Source organism: Thioclava sp. PTB-PU3-1, from assembly GCF_055666785.1.
The window spans coordinates 668,315-691,247 of record NZ_JBVNVL010000002.1; the positions used below are offsets into that span (position 1 = coordinate 668,315).

Sequence of the window (22,933 nt, forward strand, 5' to 3'; positions counted from 1 at the left end):
CGGAAAAACCTCAACAAGGAGTTGAAAATGACCAGGAAACTGATCAGCACCGCTTCGGTGCTCGCTACCCTATTGTCTTTTGCAGGGCCCGTGATGGCTCAGGACGCCGAGCCTATCAAGATCGGTGTGCTCGAAGACCAGTCGGGGGATTTCGCCCTCGCGACCATCGGCAAGGTGCATGGCATCCAGCTGGCCACCAAGGAAATCAACGACGCGGGCGGGATCGCCGGTCGTCCGATCGAGCTGGTGACCTACGACACCCAGTCGGACAACACGCGCTATCAGGAATTCATGCGCCGCGTGCTGCAGCGCGACAAGGTGGACGTGGTCTTCGCGGGCTTCTCCTCGGCCTCGCGTGAAGCCTATCGCCCGATCGTCAACCAGTTCGACGGGCTGGCCTTCTACAACAACCAGTATGAAGGCGGCGTCTGCGACGCGAACATGATCGTCACCGGCGCGGTGCCGGAGCAGCAGTTCTCGACGCTGATCCCCTACATGATGGAGAAGTACGGCAAGAACGTCTACACCATCGCCGCCGACTACAACTTCGGTCAGATCTCGGCCGAATGGGTGCGCAACATCGTCAAGGACAATGGCGGCGAGATGGTGGGCGAAGAGTTCATCCCGCTCGGCGTGTCGCAGTTCTCGCAGACCATCCAGAACATTCAGGCCGCCAAGCCCGACTTCGTGGTGACGCTGCTCGTGGGCACGGCGCAGTCGTCCTATTACGAGCAGGCCGGTTCGGCGAATGTCGACCTGCCGATGGCGTCCTCGGTGAACGTGGGCCAGGGCTACGAGCATAAGCGCTTCACGCCCCCGAGCCTGAAGGACATGTATGCGACGGTGAACTATGTCGAGGAAATCGACACGCCGGAAAGCAAGGCCTTCGTCGAGAAGTTCCACGCGATGTTCCCCGATGAGCCCTACATCAACCAGGAAGCCGAGAACTCCTACGCGGCGGTCTATCTCTACAAGGAGATGGTCGAGAAAGCCGGCGGCTCCACCGCTCTGGAAGATGTGCGCGCCACGCTCGCCGATGGCAACCTGTGCTACGACGCGCCCGAGGGCGAGATGTGCATCGATCCGAAGAGCCAGCACACCTCGCACACGATCTATCTGGCCCATGTGCTCGAAGATCACTCGATCGAGTTCCCGAAGAAATGGGATGACATCAAGCCCTACTGGCTGGGCGATGTCGGCTGCGATCTGACCCAGAACGATCCGAGCGACCAGTACACCCCGTCGCACCTGCCGACGGAGTAATCCGACGCATCGCGGATGCGGGGCCCCTTGGCTCCGCATCCGTCCCCTCCCGGATTTTCCTGCCCGGATTTCCCTGAACGACGGCCACCAAGAAAGGGACGGTCTATGGAGTTCCTCTACTCTCTCTTCAGCTTCTTCTATCAGTTCGGAGACGCGTTCGCCTTCCTCGTGCTCAGCGCCTGCGGCCTCGCGGTGATCTTCGGCATGATGGGCGTGATCAACCTCGCGCATGGCGAGTTCATCCTCTGCGGCGCCTATGTCTCGACGAGTGCCACCCATATGGGCGTTCCCCTTCCGATCGCGATCGCGCTGGGCTCTCTGGCCGCCGGTATCGCCGGGATGATCGTCGAGGTCGTGGTGATCCGCCCGCTCTACAAACGTCCCCTCGATACGATCGTGGCCACCTGGGGGATCTCGATGATCGTCACCCAAGGCACGCTGATCGTGCTGGGCACGACGATGGCGGGCAGCGGCACGCCCTTCGGCAGCTTCACCGTCGGCGACTATTCCTATTCGATCTACCGCATCGTGCTCGTGGTAATGGCGCTCGCGACGCTGGCCGCCTTGTGGCTGATGTTCACCAAGACGCGCTTCGGTATCCTTGCCCGCGCCACGATCCAGGTGCCGCATGTGGCCGAGGCGCTCGGGGTCAATACCAACCTGATCTACAGCCTGACCTTCGGTCTGGGCGCGGCGCTCGCGGGGCTTGCCGGTGGGCTTTACGCGCCGACGATGACGCTCGTGCCGACGATGGGGGCCGCCTTCATGGTCGAGGCTTTCGTGACCGTCGTCGTGGGCGGCGCAGACATCTTCCTCGGGACGGCGCCTGCCGCGGTCGTGCTTGGCTTCATCAAAGCGTCGCTGACCTCCTGGCAGGGCCAGCTTGCCGGTCAGATCGGCATGCTCATCGCCGTCATCATCGTGATCCGCATCCTGCCGCGCGGCATCAGCGGCAAGATCCTGAAAGAAAGGGCCTGACGTGAGCAGCGCATCCCGTTTCACTTCCATTCTGAAGCTCATCGAGGGGCCGCAAACCCTCGGCAAGGGACCGAAATTCTGGTCGGGCTTCAGCGTCGTCCTGCTGGCCGCCTGCGCCTATCCGGCCTTCGCGGACAGCTACGACGTCGGCAATAACGTCTACTTCTTCAACTGGCTCTTCATGGCGATGGGGCTGAGCCTGATCTGGGGCTATGGCGGGGCGCTCAGCTTCGGCCAGACCGCCTTCTTCGGGGTCGCGGGCTACGCCTACGGGGTCCTGACGATCAACCTCGGCGACGCCTACGGCCTGACGCTGCTCTCGCTGGTGCTGGCGGTTGGCCTGAGCGCGCTCTTCGCGGCGATCCTTGGCTACTTTCTGTTCTTCGGGCGCATCAGCGGCGTGTTCCTCGGCATCGTGACACTGTCGGTGACGCTGGTGCTCGAGCGCTTCATGGCGCAGACGGCGGGGCCCGAATGGGCGATCGGCAAGGCGCGTCTGAACGGCTTCAACGGCATGGGCGCGATGCCCTCGCTGACGATCCCGTGGCCGGGCGGCAATATCGTGCTCTATCCGGACGTGACCCTCTATTACGTCACGCTGGCGCTGCTGCTGGTCTGCTATCTCGGTCTGCGCATCCTCGTGAATTCGCGCTTTGGCAATGTCATCGTAGCGATCCGCGAGAACCCGATGCGCGCCGAGATGCTGGGCTATGACGTGCGCAAGTATCAGCTGGCGACCTTCGTGATCGGCTCCGCGCTCGCCGGGCTGTCGGGCGTGCTCTACACCTCTTGGGGCAATTACATCACGCCCGCCTCGATGGGGATGACGGCGGCCTCGCTGCCCATCGTCTGGGTCGCGGTCGGCGGACGCACGGACCTCACGACCACGATCATCGGCACGCTCGCGGTGCTGATGGTGTTCCAGTCGCTCACGATCTACGGCAGCCAATACGCGCTGATCGTGATGGGGACGCTCTTGGTGATCACCGTGCTGATCGCCCCGCGTGGCATCGTCATCGCGCTGCTCTCGCCCTTCATGCGCCGGAAATCCAAACTGGAAGGAGAGCGGTGATGGCCATTCTCGAAACACGCCAGCTCAACAAGCATTTCGGCGGGCTCCACGTCACGGGCAATGTCGATTTCGCGCTTCAGCCCGGAGAGATGCACTGCCTGATCGGTCCCAACGGGGCGGGCAAGAGCACCTTCTTCAAGCTGATCCTCGGCGAGCATCTGCCCGATAGCGGCGCGATCCTCTATGACTCCGAGGAGATCACCCGCGCGAAGCCCTTCGAGCGCATCCGCAAGGGGATCAGCGTGAAGTTCCAGGTGCCCGGCATCTTCAAGGAACTGAGCGTCCAGCAGAACCTGACGATCGCGCTTCAGCACCATGTCGCGCCCGAGATCCTGCAAGAGGAGATCGACCGGCTGCTGGAGTTCCTCAAACTCTCGCAGGACCGCAAGCAGCTCGCCGGCAATCTCAGCCACGGGCAGAAACAGTGGCTCGAAATCGGCATGGCGGTGGCGCTGAAACCGCGTCTGCTGCTGCTGGACGAGCCGACCGCCGGGATGACGCCCGACGAGACTTTCGCCACCGGCGAGATGCTGCAGGAGCTCAACCGCGAGGGCATGACCCTGCTGGCGGTGGAGCACGACATGGCCTTCGTGCGCCAGATCGCCCACCAGGTCACCGTGCTCCATTTCGGCAAGATTTTCGCGCAGGGCACCATCGACGAGATCACCGCCGATGAACGTGTCGCCGCCATCTATCTGGGAGAAGTCGATGCGTAAGGATGTCCTTCTCGACGTGATCGAACTCAATGCGGGCTACGGCGGCAAGCCGGTGCTGCAGGGCGTCGATTTTCAGGTCCGCGAGGGCGAGATCGTCGCCGTGATCGGGCGCAACGGGGTCGGCAAATCGACCCTGATGAAAACGCTGATCGGGCTGTTGTCGACCGACAAGGGGTCGATCAACCTCGACGGCGCGTCGATCGATCTGCTCTCGGCGCATAAACGGGCGCGTAAGGGCATCGGCTACGTGCCGCAGGGCCGCGATGTCTTCCCACGGATGACCGTGCTCGAAAACCTGCTCGTCGGCGAAAGCATCGCGGGCAAGTCCACGCCCGGTAAGGTCGACGAGATCTTCCGCTATTTCCCGATCCTCAAGGAGCGCGCCGACCAGCGCGCGGGCACGATGTCGGGCGGCCAGCAACAGCAGCTCGCCATCGGGCGCGTGCTGATGGGCGATCCGTCGATGATCCTGCTCGATGAGCCCTCCGAGGGGATCCAACCGAACATCGTGCAGGACATCGCGCGCATCATGGTCGAGCTGAACCGCGAGACCGGCGTGACCGTCGTCTTCGTGGAGCAGAATGTCGACATGATCCGGGCAATGGCGCAGCGCTGCTACGTCATGGACAAGGGCAGGATCGTCGCCGAGCTCGACCGCGAGATGCTGCAGGACCGCGACACGATCCGACGATACCTGTCGGTCTGATCTCCCCGGAACAATCATAGAATTTGCAAGTAAAAGGAGCAACTTATGAGCTGGTTTGAAGAATCCATCATGGCGCGCAAGGGCGTGGCGAAAGGTCAGACCCTCGAGAAACGCACGATCACCGAGGAAGAGCAGGGAAGCTATCCCTACATCTACACCGCCGGGATCGAGCCGGTCCTGACCGTCGATCCGGGCACCGTCGTCAGCGCCGAGACCCATGACGCGTTCGAAGGCGCGATCAAGTCGGAGACCGACAAGCCGACCGAGATCCTGAACTTTCCCTTCTTGAACCCGCAAAACGGCCCGATCTACGTGAACGGCGCCGAGAAGGGCGACACGATCGCGGTCTATATCGAAAGCATCGTGCCGCGCGGGCCGCAGCCGCGGGGCACCACGGTGATCATGCCCGAATTCGGTGGTCTGGTTCCCACCTTCGAGACGGCGCTCCTGACCGCGCCGCTGCCCGAGGTGGTGCGCAAGCTCGACATCACCGTCGAGGAGGGCACCAAGTGGAACGACAAGATCAGCCTGCCTTACGAGCCCTTCATCGGCACGATCGGCACGGCGCCGATCGCGGAGGCGATCTCCTCGCTGGTGCCGGACTATTACGGCGGCAACATGGACCTTCCCGATGTCGCACCGGGCGCGGTCGTCTATCTGCCGGTGCAGACCGAAGGCGGCTATCTGTTCCTCGGGGATTGCCACGCAGCCCAGGGCGACGGCGAGCTTTGCGGCGTCGCGGTCGAGCACCCGACCGTCACCACCGTGCGCATCGACCTGATCAAGAACTGGACGATCAGCACGCCGCGTCTGGAGAACGAAGAGTTCTACATGACGGTCGGCTCGGCACGCCCGATGGAAGACGCCGCGCGCGGCGCTTACCGCGAGCTGATCCGCTGGATGGCCGCCGATTTCGGCTTCGACGAGATCGACGCCTACATGCTGCTGACCCAATGCGGGCGCGTGCGCCTCGGCAACATGGTCGACCCGAAATACACGGTCGGGGCCTCGGTCCTGAAGTCGATCGTCGGCATCGCTGAATGAGCTTAGGGCCGCGCCCCTATCCCTTGTTGCGCGGTCTTTAACCTGTCGCCTCTGCCTTGGAGGGCAGCTTCTTGGGTGGGGGCGACCTTTTTCTTCCCGGCTTCGACCGTCCCTGCGGCCTCAGCGGTTCGCGCCACGGGTCGAGCTTTGTCACTTTCGATCCACCCCGCCCGGCTCCGGCTCGGGCGATGGCGGCACCATGCCCGCCAAACGGAAAAGGAGTCTCTCATGTCCGCTCAAACGAAACCCGATCTGCCCGACCTCGGAACGCTCACCGTCGCCGCCGTTCAGGAGGGGCTGGCCTCGGGGGCGTTCACCGCAGAGGCGCTGACCGAAGCCTGCATCGCTCAGGTCAAGGCGCTGAACGGCAAATACAACGCGATCATCTTCGAGAATGACGCAGCCCTCGAGACCGCCCGCGACATCGACCGGCGGCGCGCTGCGGGCGAGGCGCTCGGGCCGCTGGCCGGGGTGCCGATCGTCGTGAAGGATCCGATGGACATGGCGGGCATCCCCACCACGGCGGGCTGGCGGCTACTCTATTCCGGGACGGGCGGCGTCGATCTGATGCCCGAACGCGATAGCCCCGTGGTGGCCCGGATGCGTGCGGCCGATGCGGTCATCCTCGGCAAGACCAACGTGCCGATCCTCAGCTGGACCGGAACGCATGCCAATGACAGCTGGGCCGGTCCCACGATCAACCCCGCGATCGAGGACCGCGCCCCGGGCGGGTCGAGCGCAGGCACGGCAGCGGCGGTCGCCACCCATATGTGCGTCATGGGGCTCGCCGAGGAAACCGGCGGCTCGATCCAGAACCCGGCCTCGGCGCAGGGGCTGGTGGGTATCAAGCCGACCATCGGGCTGGTGCCGAATGCCGGTGTCGTGCCGCTCTCGGGCAATCGCGACGTGGTCGGGCCGATCGCGCGCACTGTGACTGATGCCGCCCTCGGCCTCGATGTCCTGGCGGGGTTCACCACCGAAGATCCCAAGACGCTTGCCTGCGTCGACAAGATTCCCACGGGTGGCTACGCCTCGGGCCTGTCGAAGGACGGACTGAAGGGCAAGCGGCTCGGGCTTTACGGGCCGGGCTGGCGGAAGAATGAACTCTCCCACGAGGCGGCGGATCTTTACGATCGTGCGAAAAGTGAGCTTGAAGACCTCGGCGCGGTTCTGGTCGAGGATCCCTTCGCAGGCACCGATTTCGCAAGCTATCGCGAGATCACGCCGGGCACGCCCTTCTTCGACGGGCGGGGGCTGGAATCTATCCCCTATGACATGACGAAATATCTCGAGCGGCTGGGGCCGAATGCGGCGATCACGACCTGGGAGGAATTCGTCGAGGCCACGAAGGAGGAAAACGTGCTCGCGAAGGGGGCGATACTCGGCTTCCTCAACGAGCTGCCCGATTTCGTCGAGGCGGTGAAATCCCCGACCACGCCGCCCGCGCTGCCTGCGTTCACGGCCCTGAAGCGGACCTATCTGCTGCTGATGGAGGAAGTCTTCGCGCGCCATCAACTCGACGCGCTCGTCTATCCGCAGATGCTCTGCGAGCTGCCGGGCCTGCATTCGGGCGACGCGATCCTCGAGACCACCGTCGGGGAGCTGAACATCGCGGGCATTCCGGGTGTCACCGTGCCTGCAGGCTACTACGCCTCCGGCGCGCCGTTCGAACTGATCTTCCTCGGCCAGCAGTGGAGCGAGCACGCCTTGATCCAATGTGCCTATGCCTATGAGCAGGGCACGCTGCACCGCAAACCTGCGGTCTGATCGATGATTGCGGTTCGGTCTCGGCTGGTGCGCGAGACCGAACCGCGTAGTCCTATGTCTTCGGCGCAAGCCGCGCAGGTCAACTCGCCGGGATCAGCACGATTTTCCCGGCGTGGCGTTTTTCCTGAAATACCTTCTGCGCCTCGGCGATCTGGTCGAGCGGGTAGGTGGCGGCCAGCAGGGGCCGGATTTCGCCCTTCTCGACATAGGAGATCAGGTTGCCGAAGATGGGCTCGTCCCATGCGGTGCAGCCAATCAGCGTGATATCCTTGAGATATAGGTCGCGCATGTCCAGCTCCACGACCGGTCCGGCAATCGCACCCGACGAGGCATAGCGCCCGCCGCGCCGGAGCAGTTTCAGCATCGTGCCTAATCCCGGCCCGGCGACGTTGTCGATCACCACATCCACGCTGTTCTCGCCGATCGCCGCCACGGGGTCGTCCTCGCGGCAGAGCACTTGGTCCGCGCCGATCTCCAGCACCATCTCGCGCTTGGCGGCGCTGGTGATTGCAACGACTTCCGCGCCGCGCCGTTTGAGGAGCTGGATCAGCGCCGAGCCCACGCCGCCCGAAGCGCCGGGCACCAGCACGCGCTCGCCCGCGGTGACACTCGCGCGGTGGATCATGTTCTCGGCGGTGCCGTAAGCGCAGGGAAGGGTGGCGAGTTCGGCGTCGCTCCAATCGCTGTCGACGGCGAAGACCTCGCCTGCGGGCACTTTCACATATTGCGCGAAGGCCCCGTCGAAATTCGAGCCGAGCCAAACCGTGTCCATCGAGGAGAAATCTTTCTCGCGCATGCAGGAGCGGACCAGAACCCGCGCACCGATCAGGGCCGCATCGCCACCGTCGCCCACCGCGACGACCCGGCCGCAGCAATCGGTGCCTTGGATCAGCGGGAATGGCGTGGCCCCGCTCCAGCCGCCATCGGCATGCTCGGCTTCTTCGCGCGACTCCTGCGTGCCGGATTTGACGTCAGAAGAGTACCAGCCCAGCCGGGTGTTGATGTCGGTATTGTTGATGCCCGCCGCGAGCACCTGCAGCAGCACCTCGCCGGGCTCCGGTTCGGGCATCGCGACCTCGCGGTAGTCGAGCCGCTCGTAGCCGCCCGTGCCAGTCGTGACCACGGCCATCATCGTGTCTTTGGGCCTGTCGCTCATGCTGCTTTCCTCTCGAAACCGATCCGTTAGTGAAATGAGTTAGGGCGCGGTCGGGATAAACCGAGCCGCGCCCTGAGAGTGATAGCCGAACAGGGGGCGCGCAGGCTCAGCGCGCCACGCAATCCGCGAAGTAATATGTCTGGCCGTCCTCGCCCGTCTCCGTCACGAGGCCGTGGATATCGGTTTCGAAGCCGGGACATTCGCGGGCGAATTCGCGGTTGAAGCGCAGGTAATCCACGATCTTCGCGTTGAAGACCTCACCCGGGATCAGCAGCGGAATGCCCGGCGGGTAGGGGGTCACGAGGCTCGTCGTGATCCGGCCCTCCAGCTCGTCGATGGAGACGCGCTCGGTCTTGCGCCGCGCGATATGCGAGAAGGCCTCCGACGGGGTCATTTCGGGGTGATGGTCGGTCAGGTAGATCTCGGTCGAGAGCCGCGCGACGTCGTATTTCGCGTAAAGCGAATGGACGTGCTGGCTGAGATCTTTCAGCCCCATGCGCTCGTAGCGCGGGAACTTCGCCGAGAATTCCGGCATCACGCGCCAGAGCGGCTGGTTCTTGTCGTAATGGTCCTTGAACTGCTGCAGCGCGGCCAGCAGCGTGTTCCAGCGGCCCTTGGTGATGCCGATGGTGAACAGGATGAAGAAGCTGTAAAGCCCGGTCTTCTCGACTACGACGCCATGCTCGGCGAGGTATTTCGACACGATCGAGGCGGGGATGCCGCTGTCGTCGAAACGCCCCTCGATATCGAGGCCGGGAGTGATGATCGTGGCCTTGATCGGGTCGAGCATGTTGAAGCCCGGCGCCATGTCGCCAAAGCCGTGCCAGCTATCCGAGCCGGTGGTCTCGACGCCCTCGGCATCGGTCTTCTTGAGAACCCAGTCGCGGGTCGCGGCCATCCCGTCGCCATCGGCGCGGAAATCGGTCGGGCCCCAAACCTGGAACCACCAGTCCTCGGGGCCGTATTCCTCTTCGACCTTCACCATCGCGCGGCGGAAGTCGAGCGCCTCGACGATGCTTTCCTCCACCAGCGCGGTGCCGCCCGGAGGCTCCATCATCGCCGCCGCCACATCGCAGCTTGCGATGATCGAATATTGCGGGCTCGTGGAGGTGTGCATCAGGTAGCTCTCGTTGAAGAGATGCCGGTCGAGCTTTTCTTCCTTGCTGTCCTGCACGAGCACATGGCTTGCCTGCGAAATCCCGGCGAGCAGCTTGTGAACCGACTGCGTCGCATAGGTGATCGACTTGGCCGTGCGCTCGCGCTTGCGGCCCATCGCGTGATACTGGCCGTAGAACGGATGGAACGCGGCATGGGGGATCCACGCCTCGTCGAAATGCAGGTTGTCGACCCAGCCGTCGAGAAGCGACTTGATCACTTCGGTATTGTAGAGAACCCCGTCATAGGTCGACTGCGTCAGCGTCATGATGCGCGGCTGGACATTGTCGGTGTCGTAATCGGCCAGTAGCGGGTTCGCCTTCATCTTGGCACGGATCGCCTCGGGTTCAAATTCCGAGCGCTGGATTGGGCCGATGATGCCCCAGTGGTTGCGCGTGGGCTTGAGGAAGACCGGGATCGCACCGGTCATGATGATCGCGTGCAGGATCGACTTGTGGCAGTTCCGGTCCACCACGACCACGTCGCCCGGCGCGACCGTGTGGTGCCAGACCATCTTGTTCGAGGTCGAGGTGCCGTTGGTCACGAAGAAGCAGTGATCGGAGTTGAAGATCCGCGCGGCATTGCGTTCGGAGGCGCCGATTGCGCCGTTATGATCGAGCAGCTGGCCCAGCTCCTCCACCGCGTTGCAGACATCGGCGCGCAGCATGTTTTCACCGTAGAACTGGTGATACATCTGGCCGATCGGCGATTTCAGGAAGGCGACGCCGCCGGAATGGCCTGGGCAGTGCCACGAGTAGGAGCCGTCCTCGGCATAGTCGAGCAACTGCTTGAAGAAGGGCGGTTGGATGCTTTCGAGATAGCTCTTCGCCTCGCGGATGATGTGCTTGGCGACGAATTCCGGCGTATCCTCGAACATGTGGATGAAGCCATGCAGCTCGCGCAGGATATCGTTGGGCAGGTGGCGCGAGGTCTTGGTCTCGCCATGCAGGAAGATCGGCACATCGGCGTTTTTCCAGCGCACTTCCTCAATGAAGGCGCGCAGCTTTTCGACGGCCGGGTCCAGTTCGGGGCCGGAGGAGAATTCCTCGTCGTCGATCGCCAGCACGAAGGCCGAGGCGCGGCTTTGCTGTTGCGCGAATTGCGACAGGTCGCCGTAGCTGGTGACGCCGAGCACTTCGAACCCGTCGGCCTCGATGGCTTGCGCGAGTGCCCGGATGCCGAGACCGGAGGTATTCTCGGAGCGAAAATCCTCGTCGATGATGACAATCGGGAAGCGAAATTTCATCAGGGGGGTCCTCTCTCGGGCCTATCGGGGTCGGGCGAATGGGGCGCGTGCGCCGCGCCCTGTTCATTTCAGCCGAATATAGGCAAGGTCAAGCCCGTGCGGGAGACCCTCCCGCACGGGCAAGGCCGGATCAGCTCTGGATATGGGCGAAGCCCTTGCCGAGGATCGGGCCCGTCGGGCGCCCCGTGGGCGAGCCGCCCGCGGGTTCCAGCGTGATCTCGTAGAGCTGCTGCGGCGCGGGAGCGGGCAGGTCAGGGCCGGTCAACACCGCAGGCGCCACCCTGTCGAGCGTGCCGAGCGACACCGGGCCCGTCTCCGGCGAGGGCAGGGTCCAGGCCTGAATGGTCTTGTTCGAGGGCAGCGTCACATCGGCCACGAAGCGGATCTTGGCGTCGCGATTGCCGTAATCCTCGATCACGGCCTGCGGCTCGCCGGACGCGTTCATCAGAACGGCGACCACGCGCGGCTCTGGCGTCGGGCGCAACGTGCCCGTGCCCAGCCCTACCGCGAGGCCGATGATCCCCGCCGCGATCAACCAGCGCCGCTTCGCGCGCGGGGCTTGCGGCAGGTTGTCGGCTTGCGGCGGGACCGGCGTGATCGTCACCCCCCGTGGGGCCGCGTCTTCGCGTGCAGGTTCCGCCGCGATGCGTTCGCGCAGGCGATCCATGAAATCGTCTGGAAGGTCGGCCTTGGGCGCGGAGAGATCGAGCGGGAGCAACCCGTCGCGCAGCGCCGCCACGCGGGCCTCCAGCGCAGGGTCGCGCGCCAGCAGTTCCTCGAACAACTCGGCCTCGGTCTCCCCGAGCAGGCCAAGGACGTAATCATCTGCGATGGCATTGAGGTCGGTCCGGTTCAGGCTCATGACAGGCACTCCCTCAGGCTGGCCAATCCGCGCCGGATCCAGCTTTTCGCCGTCCCCAGCGGCACCGACTGGCGCGCGGCGATCTCGCCATGGCTGAACCCGCCGACATGGGCGAGCAGGATCGAATGGCGGCTGGCGGGGTCGAGCGCCTCCAGGCAATCGCGCAGGCGGCTGGAGCCTGCGAGCATCTGCCAGCCCTCTTCGGGCACGCTTTGCTCGCGCGCATCCTGCAACGCCCCCAATTCCTCGGGCGAGAGCAGGCTCAGCCGTTTGCCGTCGCGCAGAATGTTCAGGCAGCGGCTGCGCAGGACGGTATAGACCCAGCCCTTGGCCGAGCCGGGATTGCCGCTGAATTGCCCGGCCTTGCGCCAGATGCGCACCAGCGCCTCCTGCAAGGCTTCCTCGGCCAGATCGGTGCGGCCCAGGATGCGCTTGGCCACGCCCAGCATGCGCCCGCCTTCCAACGCCACCAGCCGCTCAAGCGCGCCCGCATCACCCTCGGCGCACTCGTGCAGCGCCTGCGCAACGGGGCAGCTTTCCGCTTTCGTCATAAACGCTCCCATGTTCCGCCTGCCGCGCGGCGGTCTCTCCCGGACCAAGTTCTTCACGATTTTCTCCCGTTTCCAAGCTCTAGACCCGCGAAACAGTCGATTGGATGAAAATAATCTCGGATTTCGGTCGAAAAGCGTGGCGCTCAGCGCAATTGCCGCGCGGCTTGGACGATCATCTCTTGCGTATGGAGCACCCGCGCCGGGGCGCTGCGCCCGCGCCGGGAGGCCAGCCACAGCTCGTGCCAGCGACGCTTCGGTAGAGGGACGACAGAGAGCTGCGCCTTGTCCGCAAAGGCCTCGACCCCACTGCGCGGCAGGAGGGTGTAGCCGATTCCCCGGGCAACCGGGGCGGGGATCTGGCCGATCTGGTTGACCGAGCCGCGCAGGCGCAGCCGGTCAGCGCCGGGATAGTCCTCGGGGAAGTTCAGTTTCAGCAGGTCGTCGGCATAGGCGTAGCCATCGGGATGGGCGATGAAGCCGTGCGCGTCGAGATCGGCGAAGGTCTCGGGCGGCGCGGCCCCGGCAGGTAGCAGGAGGCACAGCTCTTCGCGCCCGATATGCTGCGCCTCGAGCCGCGCGTGATCCGGGTCCGTGCCGAGCACGCCGAGGTCGAACCGCCCCTCCGGCAGTCCCGACAGAATATCCGCCTGTGGTGCGGCCTGCAGATGGACGCTCAGCTCGGGCGCGCTTTGCATCCATTCCAGCAGGATCGGGTAGAGCAGCATCGCGAAACTGCCTGAGCAGGCGATATGCACCGGCCCCGCATCCCGGTCATCGGTTTCGATCGCGTCGCGCAGGCGTTTCTCCTCGGCCCGCCGCGACAGGCCGAGCGCGAAAACCGCCTCGCCCGCAGGAGTGAGCGAAAAGCTCTTGCCCTGCCACGTGATCAGCTTTTGTCCGACCTGAGCTTCCAGCTTCTTGAGGTGCTGGCTCACGCCCGGCTGGGTCATGTGCAACCGCTCCGCGGCGCGGGTGAAATGCCCGGCCTCGCAAAGCGCGGTGAAGGTTTCGAGCCAGGTTGCGTTCAGCATAAGAGATAACGGATCGTTATTGTTTGGATGAAGTATGATAATTTCACATGAGGGGTGCGGCAATCCATATCGCTGTCATCGCAACCTGAAAGGAGCCTTGAGATGGCAACCACCCCGCGCACCTTCTCCCATATCGGCCTGTCGGTTCCCGACCTCGAGGCCGCCGTGACGTTCTATTCCGAGGTTCTCGGGTTCTATGTCGTGATGGAGCCTTCCGAGGCCGTCGAGGATGACAGCGCCATTGGCGTGATGTGCACCGATGTGTTCGGGCCCGGCTGGGGCTCGCTGCGGATCGCGCATCTGTCGACCGCGGATGGCATCGGTATCGAAATCTTCGAGTTCCCCGGTAATTACGCGCCCGAGGACAAGCTCGAACACAAGCGCCACGGCACCTTCCATTTCGCCGTGCAGGACCCGGATGTAGAAGGGCTGACCCAGCGCATCGTCGACGCCGGCGGGCGGCAGCGGATGCCGATCCGGGAATACTTCCCCGGCACCAAGCCCTACCGCATGGTCTATGTCGAAGACCCGTTCGGCATCGTCTTCGAGATCTACAGCCACAGCTATGATCTGACCTATTCGGCAGGCGCTTACGTCTGATTTCTCACACCGGCCCCGTCACTCATGGGGCCGGTGTTTCCTTTGCTTCGCAGGGGGGCGCACGACCTCGCAGAAAAAATTTCGATTTCCTGCATCCGATCCGCATCTGGCCGGGTCTAGGGGGCATGGACGGCGCGAAAGGCGCTTGCCGCGAACAGGGAAACGAAAGGAATAACCATGCTGAAACTGACCCTCTCGACCGCTCTCGTCACCGCAATGGGCGCAAGCAGCGCACTGGCGGCCTCGGCTATCGGCCTCGTGGGCGACAAGACGCTCGTGATGTTCGACACCGACACGCTCGAAGTCACTGGCACGATGGATGTCACCGGCACCGCGAAGCTGCACGGGATCGACCTGCGCCCGTCGAACAAGACGTTGGTCGCGGTGGATGCCGATCAGGCGCTCTACACGATCGACATGGAAAGCGGCGCTGCGACGAAAGTCTCGCAGATGGACAAGATGCTGCCCGTGGACGGGCCGGTGATCGTCGATTTCAACCCGAAGGCCGACAAGCTGCGCTTCATGTCGGGCACCACCAATCACCGCGTCAATGTCGAGACCGGCGAAGTGACCGTCGATGGCAGCCTCGCTTATGAGGAAAAGGACATGCATGCGGGCGAGGCCCCGGCGATCGCAGCCGCTGCCTATGCCAACAGCTACGGGATGCCCGACAGTACCGCGATGTATGACGTGGATTCCACCATCGTCGCGCTGATCCAGCAGACCTCGCCCAATGACGGCACGCTCGCCGCCATCGGCAAGTTCGGCATCGACATGCCGGGCGAAGGCTATGCGTTCGACATCCAGACCACCGAAGACATGAAAAACACGGCGTGGCTCGCCACCGGGAACATGCTCTACACCGTCGACCTCGAGAGTGGTGAGGCGATGAGCAAGGGCATGGTCGAAGGGGCCGGCGGCGACATCCGTGACTTGACGATCCTGCCGGCGATGTAAGTGGGGCGCCGGTTGTGGCCGGTTCGTCAAGACGAGGCCACCCGGAGTCCCCCGGGTGGCCTCACCAATTCGGGCGCAGATCACGCGCGAAACCGCCGCAAGCGGGCGCGCGCAGGCGCAGGTTGAAGTAAACTATTCTTTCCAAACCCTTAAAATTCACCACGCCGTGCCCCAATTGTGATCAATTCCCGATCCCAATTTCGAGAAGGGCGAGCCCCAGATGACCGAACCCACCAAGAGACTGAGCGCGGCCGAGACCAAGGGTCTGCGCACCGCGAAGGAGTTGGAGGGCCATCTGGCCTGGCTCGACACGATCACACCTGCGGCGCTGGGCGTGCTGGCGATCGCCTCGGGGATCTATACCTATCTCGGCGTGTCCTCGATCCTCGAGGATAACGGCGCGATGAGCTTCTTCGCGGCGCTCGCCTATTCGATTGCCGTCTCGGTCGGGATATTCGTCTTCTGGAGCTACATGCTGCGGCTTTTGCCCGCGATGCGCACGGCGAGCGGCTTTGTCGGGCTGACGGTGTCGACCATCGTCGGCTCGCTCGCCATCGTCGCCATGTCGAGCTGGCTCAATGCGGCGGCGCTGGCGGGTTCGGCTGCGGTGGAGCAGCATCTGGACACCACCGTGCGCGACTACCAGTCCGCGCTGGAGCAGGCCCATGACATCGCGCTCTCGGCGCAGGCGCTGGGCCGCGAGGTCGAACGCGCGCGTGCCGCCTTCGAGGCGCTGGCGGATCAGGAACAATCGGGCCAGCTCTCGGGCGCGGCAGGGCGGGGTGCGGTGTTCCGCGTGCTGACCCAGAAGACCGAGGAACTGGCCAATCTCGAAGAGCAAATCCGCGCGCAGCAGCCGCTGATCGACGACTCCTTCGAGACCGGCAACCAGATCCTAGGGCGGATGCGCGCGCTGATCGTGGCGCCCGGCCCGGTGGAGAAACGCTCGGTCGAGTTCGCCGAGCAAAGCGTGCGACTGGCGGGCGTGATCGCGCGGCTCGATCAGCTGTCTGTCGCGCCGCTGGTGGCCCGCGCGGCGCAGGATCTGCCAGCGTCGGTGGTGCTGCCGGAACTGGACGGGCGCACGACGAATGTCCGCGACGCGCAGTCTTCGACCATCGATTCCGTGCTGGAAGCGCTCGACCAGCGGGGCCGCACGCTCGAGCGCGCCGCCGACGAGGTTCTGGCCCGCGATCCGCCGATCCAGACGGCTTATAACCCGATCACCAGCGCCGAGGCCGTGATCCGTTACGCGGGCAGTTTCGTGCCCTCCTGGGCCGGGGCGATCGCGATCGACCTGCTACCTGCTGTGCTGGTCTTCGTGCTGGCGGTGACGCAGGCCGCGATCCGCTCGGGACGTGACGGCCTGCCGATCGAGGAGACGCTGACGCTGGCCGATCTGAAAGCCGCGCTGAACGCGATGCGCGATGTCGAGCAGACGATGGGGGGCGCCGATGCCGAGATGCTCAAGCGGGTGTCCGAGAAGGTCGACCCGCCTGCGCCCGCGGATGCGCCGCCGCGCCCTGCGGAGAGCTGAGCGATGCGCTTGTCGCTTCCAAGCTTCGACCGGTTCGACGTGCGCCGATGGCTGCGCGTTGTGCTGCTGGTGCAGGTCGGCATCGCCGTGGTGATGATCGCGGGCGACTGGCTGGGGCGCTATCGCCCGCAGCCGCCCTCCGCCGTGCCGGAAATGACCGAGCCGGTCGCGCCGGGCGATCAGCGCCGCCGCTTTGACCCAGCGCGCCCGACGCCGCGCCGCGATGCGCCTGCGCTGCCGCCGGGGATCGAGCTGCCATCGAACTATCCCGACCGGCTGACCTTCGAGCGCGAAGAGGTCGAGGGCATCGGCTCGGTGCTGCTGCTGAACGGAGCCATCGCGCCGGGCGATGCTGATCGGCTGGAAACCTATCTCGCGGGTCTCACCGAAGGCGACGCGCCCGAGGAGGCCCCGGCGACGATCGCACTCAGCAGCCCCGGCGGCGAAGTGAGCGAGGCGCTGGCGATTGGCCGCGTGCTGCGCGAGGCCGAGAAGAACACCGTGATCCTGCCCGGCATGGCCTGCATGTCGGCCTGTCCATATATCCTCGCCTCCGGACAGGAGCGCCGCGTCTCGCCCGACGGATATGTCGGGATGCACCAGCACTATTACGACGAGAACCTCTACATGCCCGCCTATTTCGCGGTCGAGGAAATCCAGCGCGGGCAGGGGCGGACGATGGAATATCTGATCGACATGGGCGTCGATCCCGGCGTGATGATCTATTCGCTGACCACCCCGCCGGAAGATATCTACATCCTGCTGCCCGAAGAGCTTCTCGACAGCCAGCTCGCGACGGCAATGCTTGAGTGATCCGGCGCGGCGATACCGCCTGACGACGTTGGGTCAACCTGCGATCCGAGCCTGGCTCTGCGCCTGAACACGAAAACTTCGTCTACTTCCGGTTGACGGCAGGATTTAGCCGAGTAGAGAGGCCATCGCGATTTTGTGCTGGCGTTTGCAGTGCGTGATCCGACACAACAAAGAAAAACAACGTGGGTGCACGATGCGCCCCGACTCCTGAGCAGAAGCGAGCTACCCTCGTGTCAGATACCCTATCTCCGACCGGGCAGAAGCCTGCGCCGGTCTCGGTTCAACCTTTCCAGTTCCGCGGTCTGTTCCTGACCGCCATCGCGCTACGGCTCGAGACAGACGCGCCTGATGACGTGTTCTATGCCGCGCTCGATGCGCAGCTTGCGAAAACGCCGCATCTGTTGGCCGGAGCGCCGATGGTGCTCGATTTCGCGCAGGTGCCGGAGTTCTCGAAACCGGCCGATGTGCGCGACATGATCGACAACCTTTTCGCGCGCGATCTGCAGATCTTCGGGGCGCAAAACGCCACCGAGGCGCAGCTAAACGCCGTAAAAGGCTACGGAATTATCCCGATCAAGGTGGGCCGCGAGACCGCGATGCCCGAGCCGAAGCCGCAAAAACCGCAAAAGCCGCAGCCCGCGGCGAAGCGGGCGGCCCCGCCGGTCCCGCGCAACAAGGTCGTGCAGACGCCGGTGCGTTCGGGCCAGATGATCGTGGCCGAACATGGCGATCTGACGGTGGTCGGCTCGGTCGCCTCGGGCGCGGAACTGGTCGCGGCGGGCAACATCCATGTCTACGGCACGCTGCGTGGACGGGCGATGGCAGGCGCACATGGCGATGAGAGCGCGCGCATCTTCTGCCGCCAGCTCGACGCTGAATTGCTCGCGATCGCGGGCCTTTACAAAACGAGCGAAACCATCCCCGCGGAGCTTCGTCGCAAGCCCGTGCAGGTTTTCCTCGACGATGACAAACTCTGTGTGGAGGCGTTCGAATGACGCAACTCAAGGACGATTCGCCGCTCGGCAAGGTGATCGTGATCACCTCGGGCAAGGGGGGCGTGGGCAAGACCACTTCCGCCGCCGCAATCTCTGCCGGTCTCGCCAAGCGCGGCCATAAGACCGTCGTGATCGATTTCGATGTGGGCCTGCGCAACCTCGACATGATCATGGGCTGCGAGCGCCGCGTGGTGTTCGACTTCATCAACGTCATTCAGGGCGATGCGCGGCTCAAGCAGGCGCTGATCAAGGACAAGCGGGTCGAGACGCTCTCGATCCTGCCGACCTCGCAGACGCGCGACAAGGATGCGCTGACGCAAGAGGGCGTCGAGAAGGTGCTCGACGAACTGCGTCAGGAATTCGATTACATCATCTGCGACAGCCCCGCCGGGATCGAGCGCGGCGCGCAGCTCGCGATGTTCTTCGCTGACGAGGCGGTCGTCGTGACCAACCCCGAAGTCTCCTCTGTGCGCGACAGCGACCGGGTGCTGGGCCTTCTGTCCTCAAAGACCCGCCGGGCCGAAAGCGATGGCGAGCCGGTCAAGGCGCAGGTGCTTCTGACGCGTCACGACCAGTCGCGGATCGACAAGGGCGAGATGATGACGGTCGAGGACGTGCTGGAGCTTCTGGCGGTCCCGCTGATCGGTATCGTGCCCGAAAGCACCGCCGTTCTGCGTGCGTCGAACACCGGCATGCCGGTCGTGCTCGACGAGCCGTCGAGCGCGTCGGCTGCCTATGACGACGCGGTCTCGCGCCTGCTGGGCGAGGACATTCCGATGCGCATTCCGGGCGAGAAGCGTCCCGGCTTCATCGGTCGTCTCTTCGGGCGGTCCGCATGAGCCTGTTCGGTTTCTCGCTCAAACCCCGCCGCGCGAAATCGGCGCAGACGGCCAAGGACCGTCTGCAGATCCTTCTCGCGCATGAACGCGGAAGCGGGTCGGCGCAGGCCGACTACCTTCCCGATCTGCAACGCGACATCCTCGCGGTGATCCGCAAATACATGCAGATCGAAGAGGATGGCGTCGATATCCGGATGGAGCGCAACGACGATATCTCGAGCCTCGAGATCAATATCGAGATGCCCTCGGATTCGGAGAAAGCCGCCAAATCCACGAAGTCCGCGAAACCGGCCGCCAAGTCGGCTGCCCGGAAGTAAGCGTTACTAGAGATGCTCCGGCGCGGCGGATTGGCTGCGCCGGAGAACGCTCTGCCGATGGCCCGCGTGCCAGAGATAGAGCGCCAAGCTCCCGATCACGATTGCCCCGCCGATCAGCATCGCGCGGCTCGGCGCCTCACCCGTTCCCCACCAGACCCAGATCGGCCCGAGGATCGTCTCGAGCAGCATCAGCAGGCTGACATTCGAGGCCGAGGTGTAGCGCGAGGCAAACGATAGCGACATGAACGAGATCGGCAGCACCACACCGCCCGCCAGCGCGATCGCCCAGATTTGACCGCCCGTCGCGGCTGCGCCTCCCGTCCAGAGCAGTGCTGAAAGTCCGGCCATCCCGGCCCCGGAGCCGACGGCGAGCAGGATCGGCAGATGCGGATTGCGCCGGATCGTGACGAAAGTCGTCGACAGGCTCAACGCGACCCCAAGCCCCGCAAGCGCGCCGTAGATTGGATTGCCGCCCACGCTCGCCGGGGCAGGGCCGAAGACGGCCAGACCGATCCCGCTGAGAACGGCGGCGATGGCGAGCCATGTCGACCAGTGGGTGTTCTCACGCAGGAGCAGCCGGGACAGCAGCGCCGCGAAGACCGGCACGGTCGAGACGCTGAACAGCACGACCGACACCGGGGCGGCGGCGATCCCCACGGCAAACAGCGTCATGTTCGAGAAATGGCAGGCGACCAGCACCAGCCCCGCGCCGCTGGCGAGCGCGCGCAAGTCCCGCTTCAGGTGGCGTCTGCGCAGGGTGATGGAGGTCAGCCACATCGCGCCGCCCATCAGCAAGCCGCGCCACATCACCATCTGCGCGCCACTCATCTCGGACCAGCGCATCAGCAGCGTGTCGGGCGAGATTGCCAGCGCGCCGAACAGCGCGAGGAATATCCCGAACATCGGATGTCTGGTCATGATGGGGCTCCCTGCGCGCGGACCGCGCGTCTGGCGATCTCTAGCGGTCCGCGCGCGCGGTTCCAAGGCCGGGCAAGAGAACACCGGCCCGAGGGAAGCGGGCCGGTGTCCCAGATCGCAAGGATTTTGGGAGATCAGTTCGGCAAGGCTCCGCAGAACCCGCCGCTTGCGACCTGACCGGATCCGAAGGCAAAGGCCGGTGGGGCTTGGTAGGGATTGAGCGGCGCTCCGATTAGATCGGCGCCGATCAGAAGAAGCAGGGCCGCGAGGGCGGTGAAGGCAGTCGCTTTCCGGGTCATGCGCGTGCCTCCAGTCCAAGGCGGGGCCGTAGCCAGATGCCCAGATAGGCGCCCGCGAAGGCTGCAGCGAACCAGACCCAGCCATGCAGGCTGCCGGTCGAGATCCCCGAGAAGAAGGCCCCAACGTTGCAGCCGAAGGCCAGCCGCGAGGAATAGCCCAGCAGGAAGCCTGCGATGATTGTCGCGGCCCAGGCGCGGGCCGGATAGCTCGGCAGCTTCTGCGACAGGCCGCCCTGACGCCACGCGGCCACGCCGAACGCGCCCGCGATCAGGCCGATATCGGTGAGCGAGGTGTAGTCGGTCAGCAGGCTCTCCTGCACGCGGGTGATCGAGCCGGGGGCTGCGTAGAAGGCCGATTGCGTCAGGTCGAAGCCCATTCCGTTCACGCCCTTGGCGACCCAGAGGCCCAGCCCGTAGACCACGCCCCAAGGCTGCCCTGCGACCAGCAGGTTCGCGATGGCGAGCGCTGCGAGGACGAGGGCCGCGATGATGTAGCGCCGCGGCAGGCTTCGCGAGCCGCGCTTGCCGAGGAAGAACACGGTGGCCGCGACCAGCGCCAGCAGGACCAGCGTGACGGTCAACCCGCTCGTGCCGCGCAGCGTCAGGATCGGCAGCGCGCCGAGGTTGGTCCACCAGATCAGCCCATAGGCGCCGAAGAAGCTGCCGATGGCGAAGAACGGGAGCGCGAGCAGGCCGATCGGGTTGCCCGAGCCTGCGTTCACAAGCGTGCCCGAGCCGCAGCCCATCACAACCTGCATCGCCGCGCCGAAGACAAAGGCGCCGCCGACCATCGCGAAGCCGATCGGGGCCTGCGCGCCGGTTAGCTCGCCCGGATGGCTCGAGATCGCCGGGATCGCGACGATGGACACCAGCGCGATGGCCAGAAGCTGCGCGAGGATGCCCGCAGGCTCACGCCGCACGATCATCGCGCGCCAAGGGCCCGCAAAGCCGAAGCGCAGCCCTTCCAGCGCGATACCGAAGCCCAGCCCTATCGCCAGCATGAAGCCGTAGCGCGCGCCGCCGAACAGCGCGAGCGCACCGATCGCCACGAGAGCGGCGACTATCAAAGCACTACGCCGGGCGATACCGCCCGACGCTGCCTGCCGTTCAAGAATGGCAGAATTCATCATCAGCCTCCGGTGAGCTGGTTGAGCAGGTTGCGCAACAGGCCGGGCGTGTTCGCCATCTCACCGTCGGTCTTGGAATATTCCACCATCGAACCGGGGTAGAGCTTCACGTTCTCGATGCCTGCGAGCTCGGACATGGCGAACCAGTCGGTCGCCGCCCAGTGCCCGGTATTGCAGAAGGACACGACCTCTTCGCCGTCCTTGATGCCCAGCTGCTCTTTCAGAGCGGCCGCATCGGTTTTCGCGTCGATGACCGTCGCGCCCGAGCGGAAGAACTTGGTGTAGGGCAGGTTCTCGGCGCCGGGCAGGGTGCCGGGACGCGAAGCGGCAGAGTGCGCTTTCTTGCCCTCGAAGAAGGCGGGCGGACGCGCATCGACGAGCACAGCCTTGCCCTTGCCGTTGACGAGATCGCTCACGGCGGGCGTCTCCGCCGTCCAGCGGTCGTTCCACGTCAGATTTAGATCGGTCGGCATCAGGTTCTCGGTCACGTCCGACATCGGCAGGCCGGCATTGGCCCAGGCGGTCGTGCCGCCGTTCAGGATCGACAGATCGGTGAAGCCAGTGCTTTTCAGCGTCCAGTAGACGCGCGCGGCGGCCCCGAAATCGGTATCCGTATCGCCCTGCGCGATGATCACGATGGGGCGGTCGGGCTCGAGGCCGATCTGCTCGAAGGACGCCTGCAGCTTCGTGATCGGCGGCACTTGGCCGGGATTGTTATCCGGGCCGCGGAACAGCGAATAGGGCGCATAGACGGCTCCGTCGATATGGCCTTTTTCATAGCTGCCGGTGCGGATGTCGAGCAGCACCGGATCGACCGTGTCGATCTCGGCGTTCAGTTCGCTCGGGGTGACGAGCGGGCCGAGGTCGCTGGCCATCGCGGCACTGGCGGCGAAGAGAGCAGCGCCGGTTGCGGCGGCTGCGGAAATACGTGCGAGACGGGTCATGGGAAACCTCGCTGGTTAGGGATTTTGTCCCAAATTGTTC

The 22,933-nt window shown here is 64.7% G+C and carries 23 protein-coding genes; 14 read left to right on the plus strand and 9 right to left on the minus strand.

Annotated elements, in window-relative coordinates:
- Positions 1–27 precede the first annotated feature (27 nt).
- The 7 genes from ACZ7GB_RS08715 to ACZ7GB_RS08745 all read left to right on the plus strand — a co-directional run bounded on the left by ACZ7GB_RS08715 (position 28) and on the right by ACZ7GB_RS08745 (position 7,546).
- On the plus strand, positions 28–1,263 hold the full coding sequence (locus ACZ7GB_RS08715) for an urea ABC transporter substrate-binding protein (RefSeq protein WP_078520575.1): 1,236 nt from the start codon (positions 28–30) through the stop codon (positions 1,261–1,263).
- A 105-nt stretch (positions 1,264–1,368) separates the two neighbouring features.
- Entirely contained in the window at positions 1,369–2,241 is an 873-nt protein-coding gene (locus tag ACZ7GB_RS08720; protein ID WP_078520226.1) for an ABC transporter permease subunit, read from the plus strand.
- Between the two features lies 1 nt (position 2,242).
- A complete protein-coding gene (locus tag ACZ7GB_RS08725) occupies positions 2,243–3,313 on the plus strand; it encodes an ABC transporter permease subunit (protein ID WP_078570137.1) in 1,071 nt (356 codons plus the stop codon).
- Positions 3,313–4,029: an ABC transporter ATP-binding protein gene (locus tag ACZ7GB_RS08730; protein WP_472158322.1), complete on the plus strand. Its 717-nt coding sequence runs from the start codon at positions 3,313–3,315 to the stop codon at positions 4,027–4,029. Before ACZ7GB_RS08725 ends, ACZ7GB_RS08730 begins: the two co-directional genes overlap by 1 nt.
- Entirely contained in the window at positions 4,022–4,735 is a 714-nt protein-coding gene (locus ACZ7GB_RS08735; protein WP_472158323.1) for an ABC transporter ATP-binding protein, read from the plus strand. Before ACZ7GB_RS08730 ends, ACZ7GB_RS08735 begins: the two co-directional genes overlap by 8 nt.
- Before the next feature lie 45 nt (positions 4,736–4,780).
- Positions 4,781–5,779, plus strand: coding sequence for an acetamidase/formamidase family protein (locus tag ACZ7GB_RS08740; protein ID WP_078570139.1), 999 nt, complete (start codon positions 4,781–4,783; stop codon positions 5,777–5,779).
- Positions 5,780–6,007: 228 nt separating this feature from the next.
- Complete coding sequence (locus ACZ7GB_RS08745; protein WP_472158325.1) at positions 6,008–7,546, plus strand: amidase; 1,539 nt, start codon at positions 6,008–6,010, stop codon at positions 7,544–7,546.
- Positions 7,547–7,625: 79 nt separating this feature from the next.
- On the opposite strand, the gene ACZ7GB_RS08750 is transcribed toward ACZ7GB_RS08745, so the two are convergent.
- The 5 genes from ACZ7GB_RS08750 to ACZ7GB_RS08770 form a co-directional block, all read right to left on the minus strand.
- Positions 7,626–8,702, minus strand: coding sequence for an alcohol dehydrogenase family protein (locus ACZ7GB_RS08750; RefSeq protein WP_472158326.1), 1,077 nt, complete (start codon positions 8,700–8,702; stop codon positions 7,626–7,628).
- A 106-nt stretch (positions 8,703–8,808) separates the two neighbouring features.
- Positions 8,809–11,103, minus strand: a complete 2,295-nt coding sequence (locus tag ACZ7GB_RS08755) for an arginine/lysine/ornithine decarboxylase (protein ID WP_347431059.1) — start codon at positions 11,101–11,103, stop codon at positions 8,809–8,811.
- Between the two features lie 130 nt (positions 11,104–11,233).
- The gene (locus ACZ7GB_RS08760) at positions 11,234–11,965 is read right to left on the minus strand and encodes an anti-sigma factor (protein ID WP_472158327.1); all 732 of its coding nucleotides are present in this window, start codon (positions 11,963–11,965) and stop codon (positions 11,234–11,236) included.
- Positions 11,962–12,516, minus strand: coding sequence for a sigma-70 family RNA polymerase sigma factor (locus ACZ7GB_RS08765; protein ID WP_078601669.1), 555 nt, complete (start codon positions 12,514–12,516; stop codon positions 11,962–11,964). Before ACZ7GB_RS08765 ends, ACZ7GB_RS08760 begins: the two co-directional genes overlap by 4 nt.
- Positions 12,517–12,659: 143 nt before the next feature.
- Positions 12,660–13,547, minus strand: a complete 888-nt coding sequence (locus ACZ7GB_RS08770) for a LysR family transcriptional regulator (RefSeq protein ID WP_472158329.1) — start codon at positions 13,545–13,547, stop codon at positions 12,660–12,662.
- Between the two features lie 102 nt (positions 13,548–13,649).
- On the opposite strand from ACZ7GB_RS08770, the gene ACZ7GB_RS08775 reads away from it, so the two are divergent.
- The 7 genes from ACZ7GB_RS08775 (at position 13,650) to minE (ending at position 19,605) form a co-directional block, all read left to right on the plus strand.
- Positions 13,650–14,147: a lactoylglutathione lyase family protein gene (locus ACZ7GB_RS08775; protein WP_078601671.1), complete on the plus strand. Its 498-nt coding sequence runs from the start codon at positions 13,650–13,652 to the stop codon at positions 14,145–14,147.
- 177 nt (positions 14,148–14,324) lie between these two features.
- On the plus strand, positions 14,325–15,104 hold the full coding sequence (locus tag ACZ7GB_RS08780) for a DUF4394 domain-containing protein (protein ID WP_472158330.1): 780 nt from the start codon (positions 14,325–14,327) through the stop codon (positions 15,102–15,104).
- 220 nt (positions 15,105–15,324) lie between these two features.
- A complete protein-coding gene (locus ACZ7GB_RS08785; RefSeq protein WP_472158332.1) occupies positions 15,325–16,641 on the plus strand; it encodes a hypothetical protein in 1,317 nt (438 codons plus the stop codon).
- Positions 16,642–16,644: 3 nt separating this feature from the next.
- On the plus strand, positions 16,645–17,454 hold the full coding sequence (locus ACZ7GB_RS08790; protein WP_472158333.1) for a COG3904 family protein: 810 nt from the start codon (positions 16,645–16,647) through the stop codon (positions 17,452–17,454).
- Between the two features lie 230 nt (positions 17,455–17,684).
- On the plus strand, positions 17,685–18,449 hold the full coding sequence (gene minC / locus ACZ7GB_RS08795) for a septum site-determining protein MinC (protein WP_078547897.1): 765 nt from the start codon (positions 17,685–17,687) through the stop codon (positions 18,447–18,449).
- Positions 18,446–19,288 carry a septum site-determining protein MinD gene (gene minD / locus ACZ7GB_RS08800; protein ID WP_078520208.1) on the plus strand — a complete coding sequence of 281 codons (843 nt, stop codon included), beginning with the start codon at positions 18,446–18,448 and terminating at the stop codon, positions 19,286–19,288. Before minC ends, minD begins: the two co-directional genes overlap by 4 nt.
- The gene (gene minE / locus ACZ7GB_RS08805) at positions 19,285–19,605 is read left to right on the plus strand and encodes a cell division topological specificity factor MinE (RefSeq protein ID WP_472158334.1); all 321 of its coding nucleotides are present in this window, start codon (positions 19,285–19,287) and stop codon (positions 19,603–19,605) included. Before minD ends, minE begins: the two co-directional genes overlap by 4 nt.
- 6 nt (positions 19,606–19,611) lie before the next feature.
- Here minE and ACZ7GB_RS08810 read toward each other — a convergent pair whose 3' ends face one another.
- From ACZ7GB_RS08810 to ACZ7GB_RS08825, 4 genes are all read right to left on the minus strand, one after another.
- Complete coding sequence (locus tag ACZ7GB_RS08810) at positions 19,612–20,523, minus strand: DMT family transporter (RefSeq protein ID WP_472158335.1); 912 nt, start codon at positions 20,521–20,523, stop codon at positions 19,612–19,614.
- A 134-nt stretch (positions 20,524–20,657) separates the two neighbouring features.
- The gene (locus ACZ7GB_RS08815; RefSeq protein ID WP_167376014.1) at positions 20,658–20,822 is read right to left on the minus strand and encodes a hypothetical protein; all 165 of its coding nucleotides are present in this window, start codon (positions 20,820–20,822) and stop codon (positions 20,658–20,660) included.
- A complete protein-coding gene (locus tag ACZ7GB_RS08820) occupies positions 20,819–21,937 on the minus strand; it encodes a YeeE/YedE thiosulfate transporter family protein (protein ID WP_472158470.1) in 1,119 nt (372 codons plus the stop codon). The genes ACZ7GB_RS08815 and ACZ7GB_RS08820 overlap by 4 nt, the downstream gene beginning before the upstream one ends.
- Before the next feature lie 14 nt (positions 21,938–21,951).
- Positions 21,952–22,893, minus strand: a complete 942-nt coding sequence (locus ACZ7GB_RS08825) for a sulfurtransferase (RefSeq protein WP_472158337.1) — start codon at positions 22,891–22,893, stop codon at positions 21,952–21,954.
- Positions 22,894–22,933 lie beyond the last annotated feature (40 nt).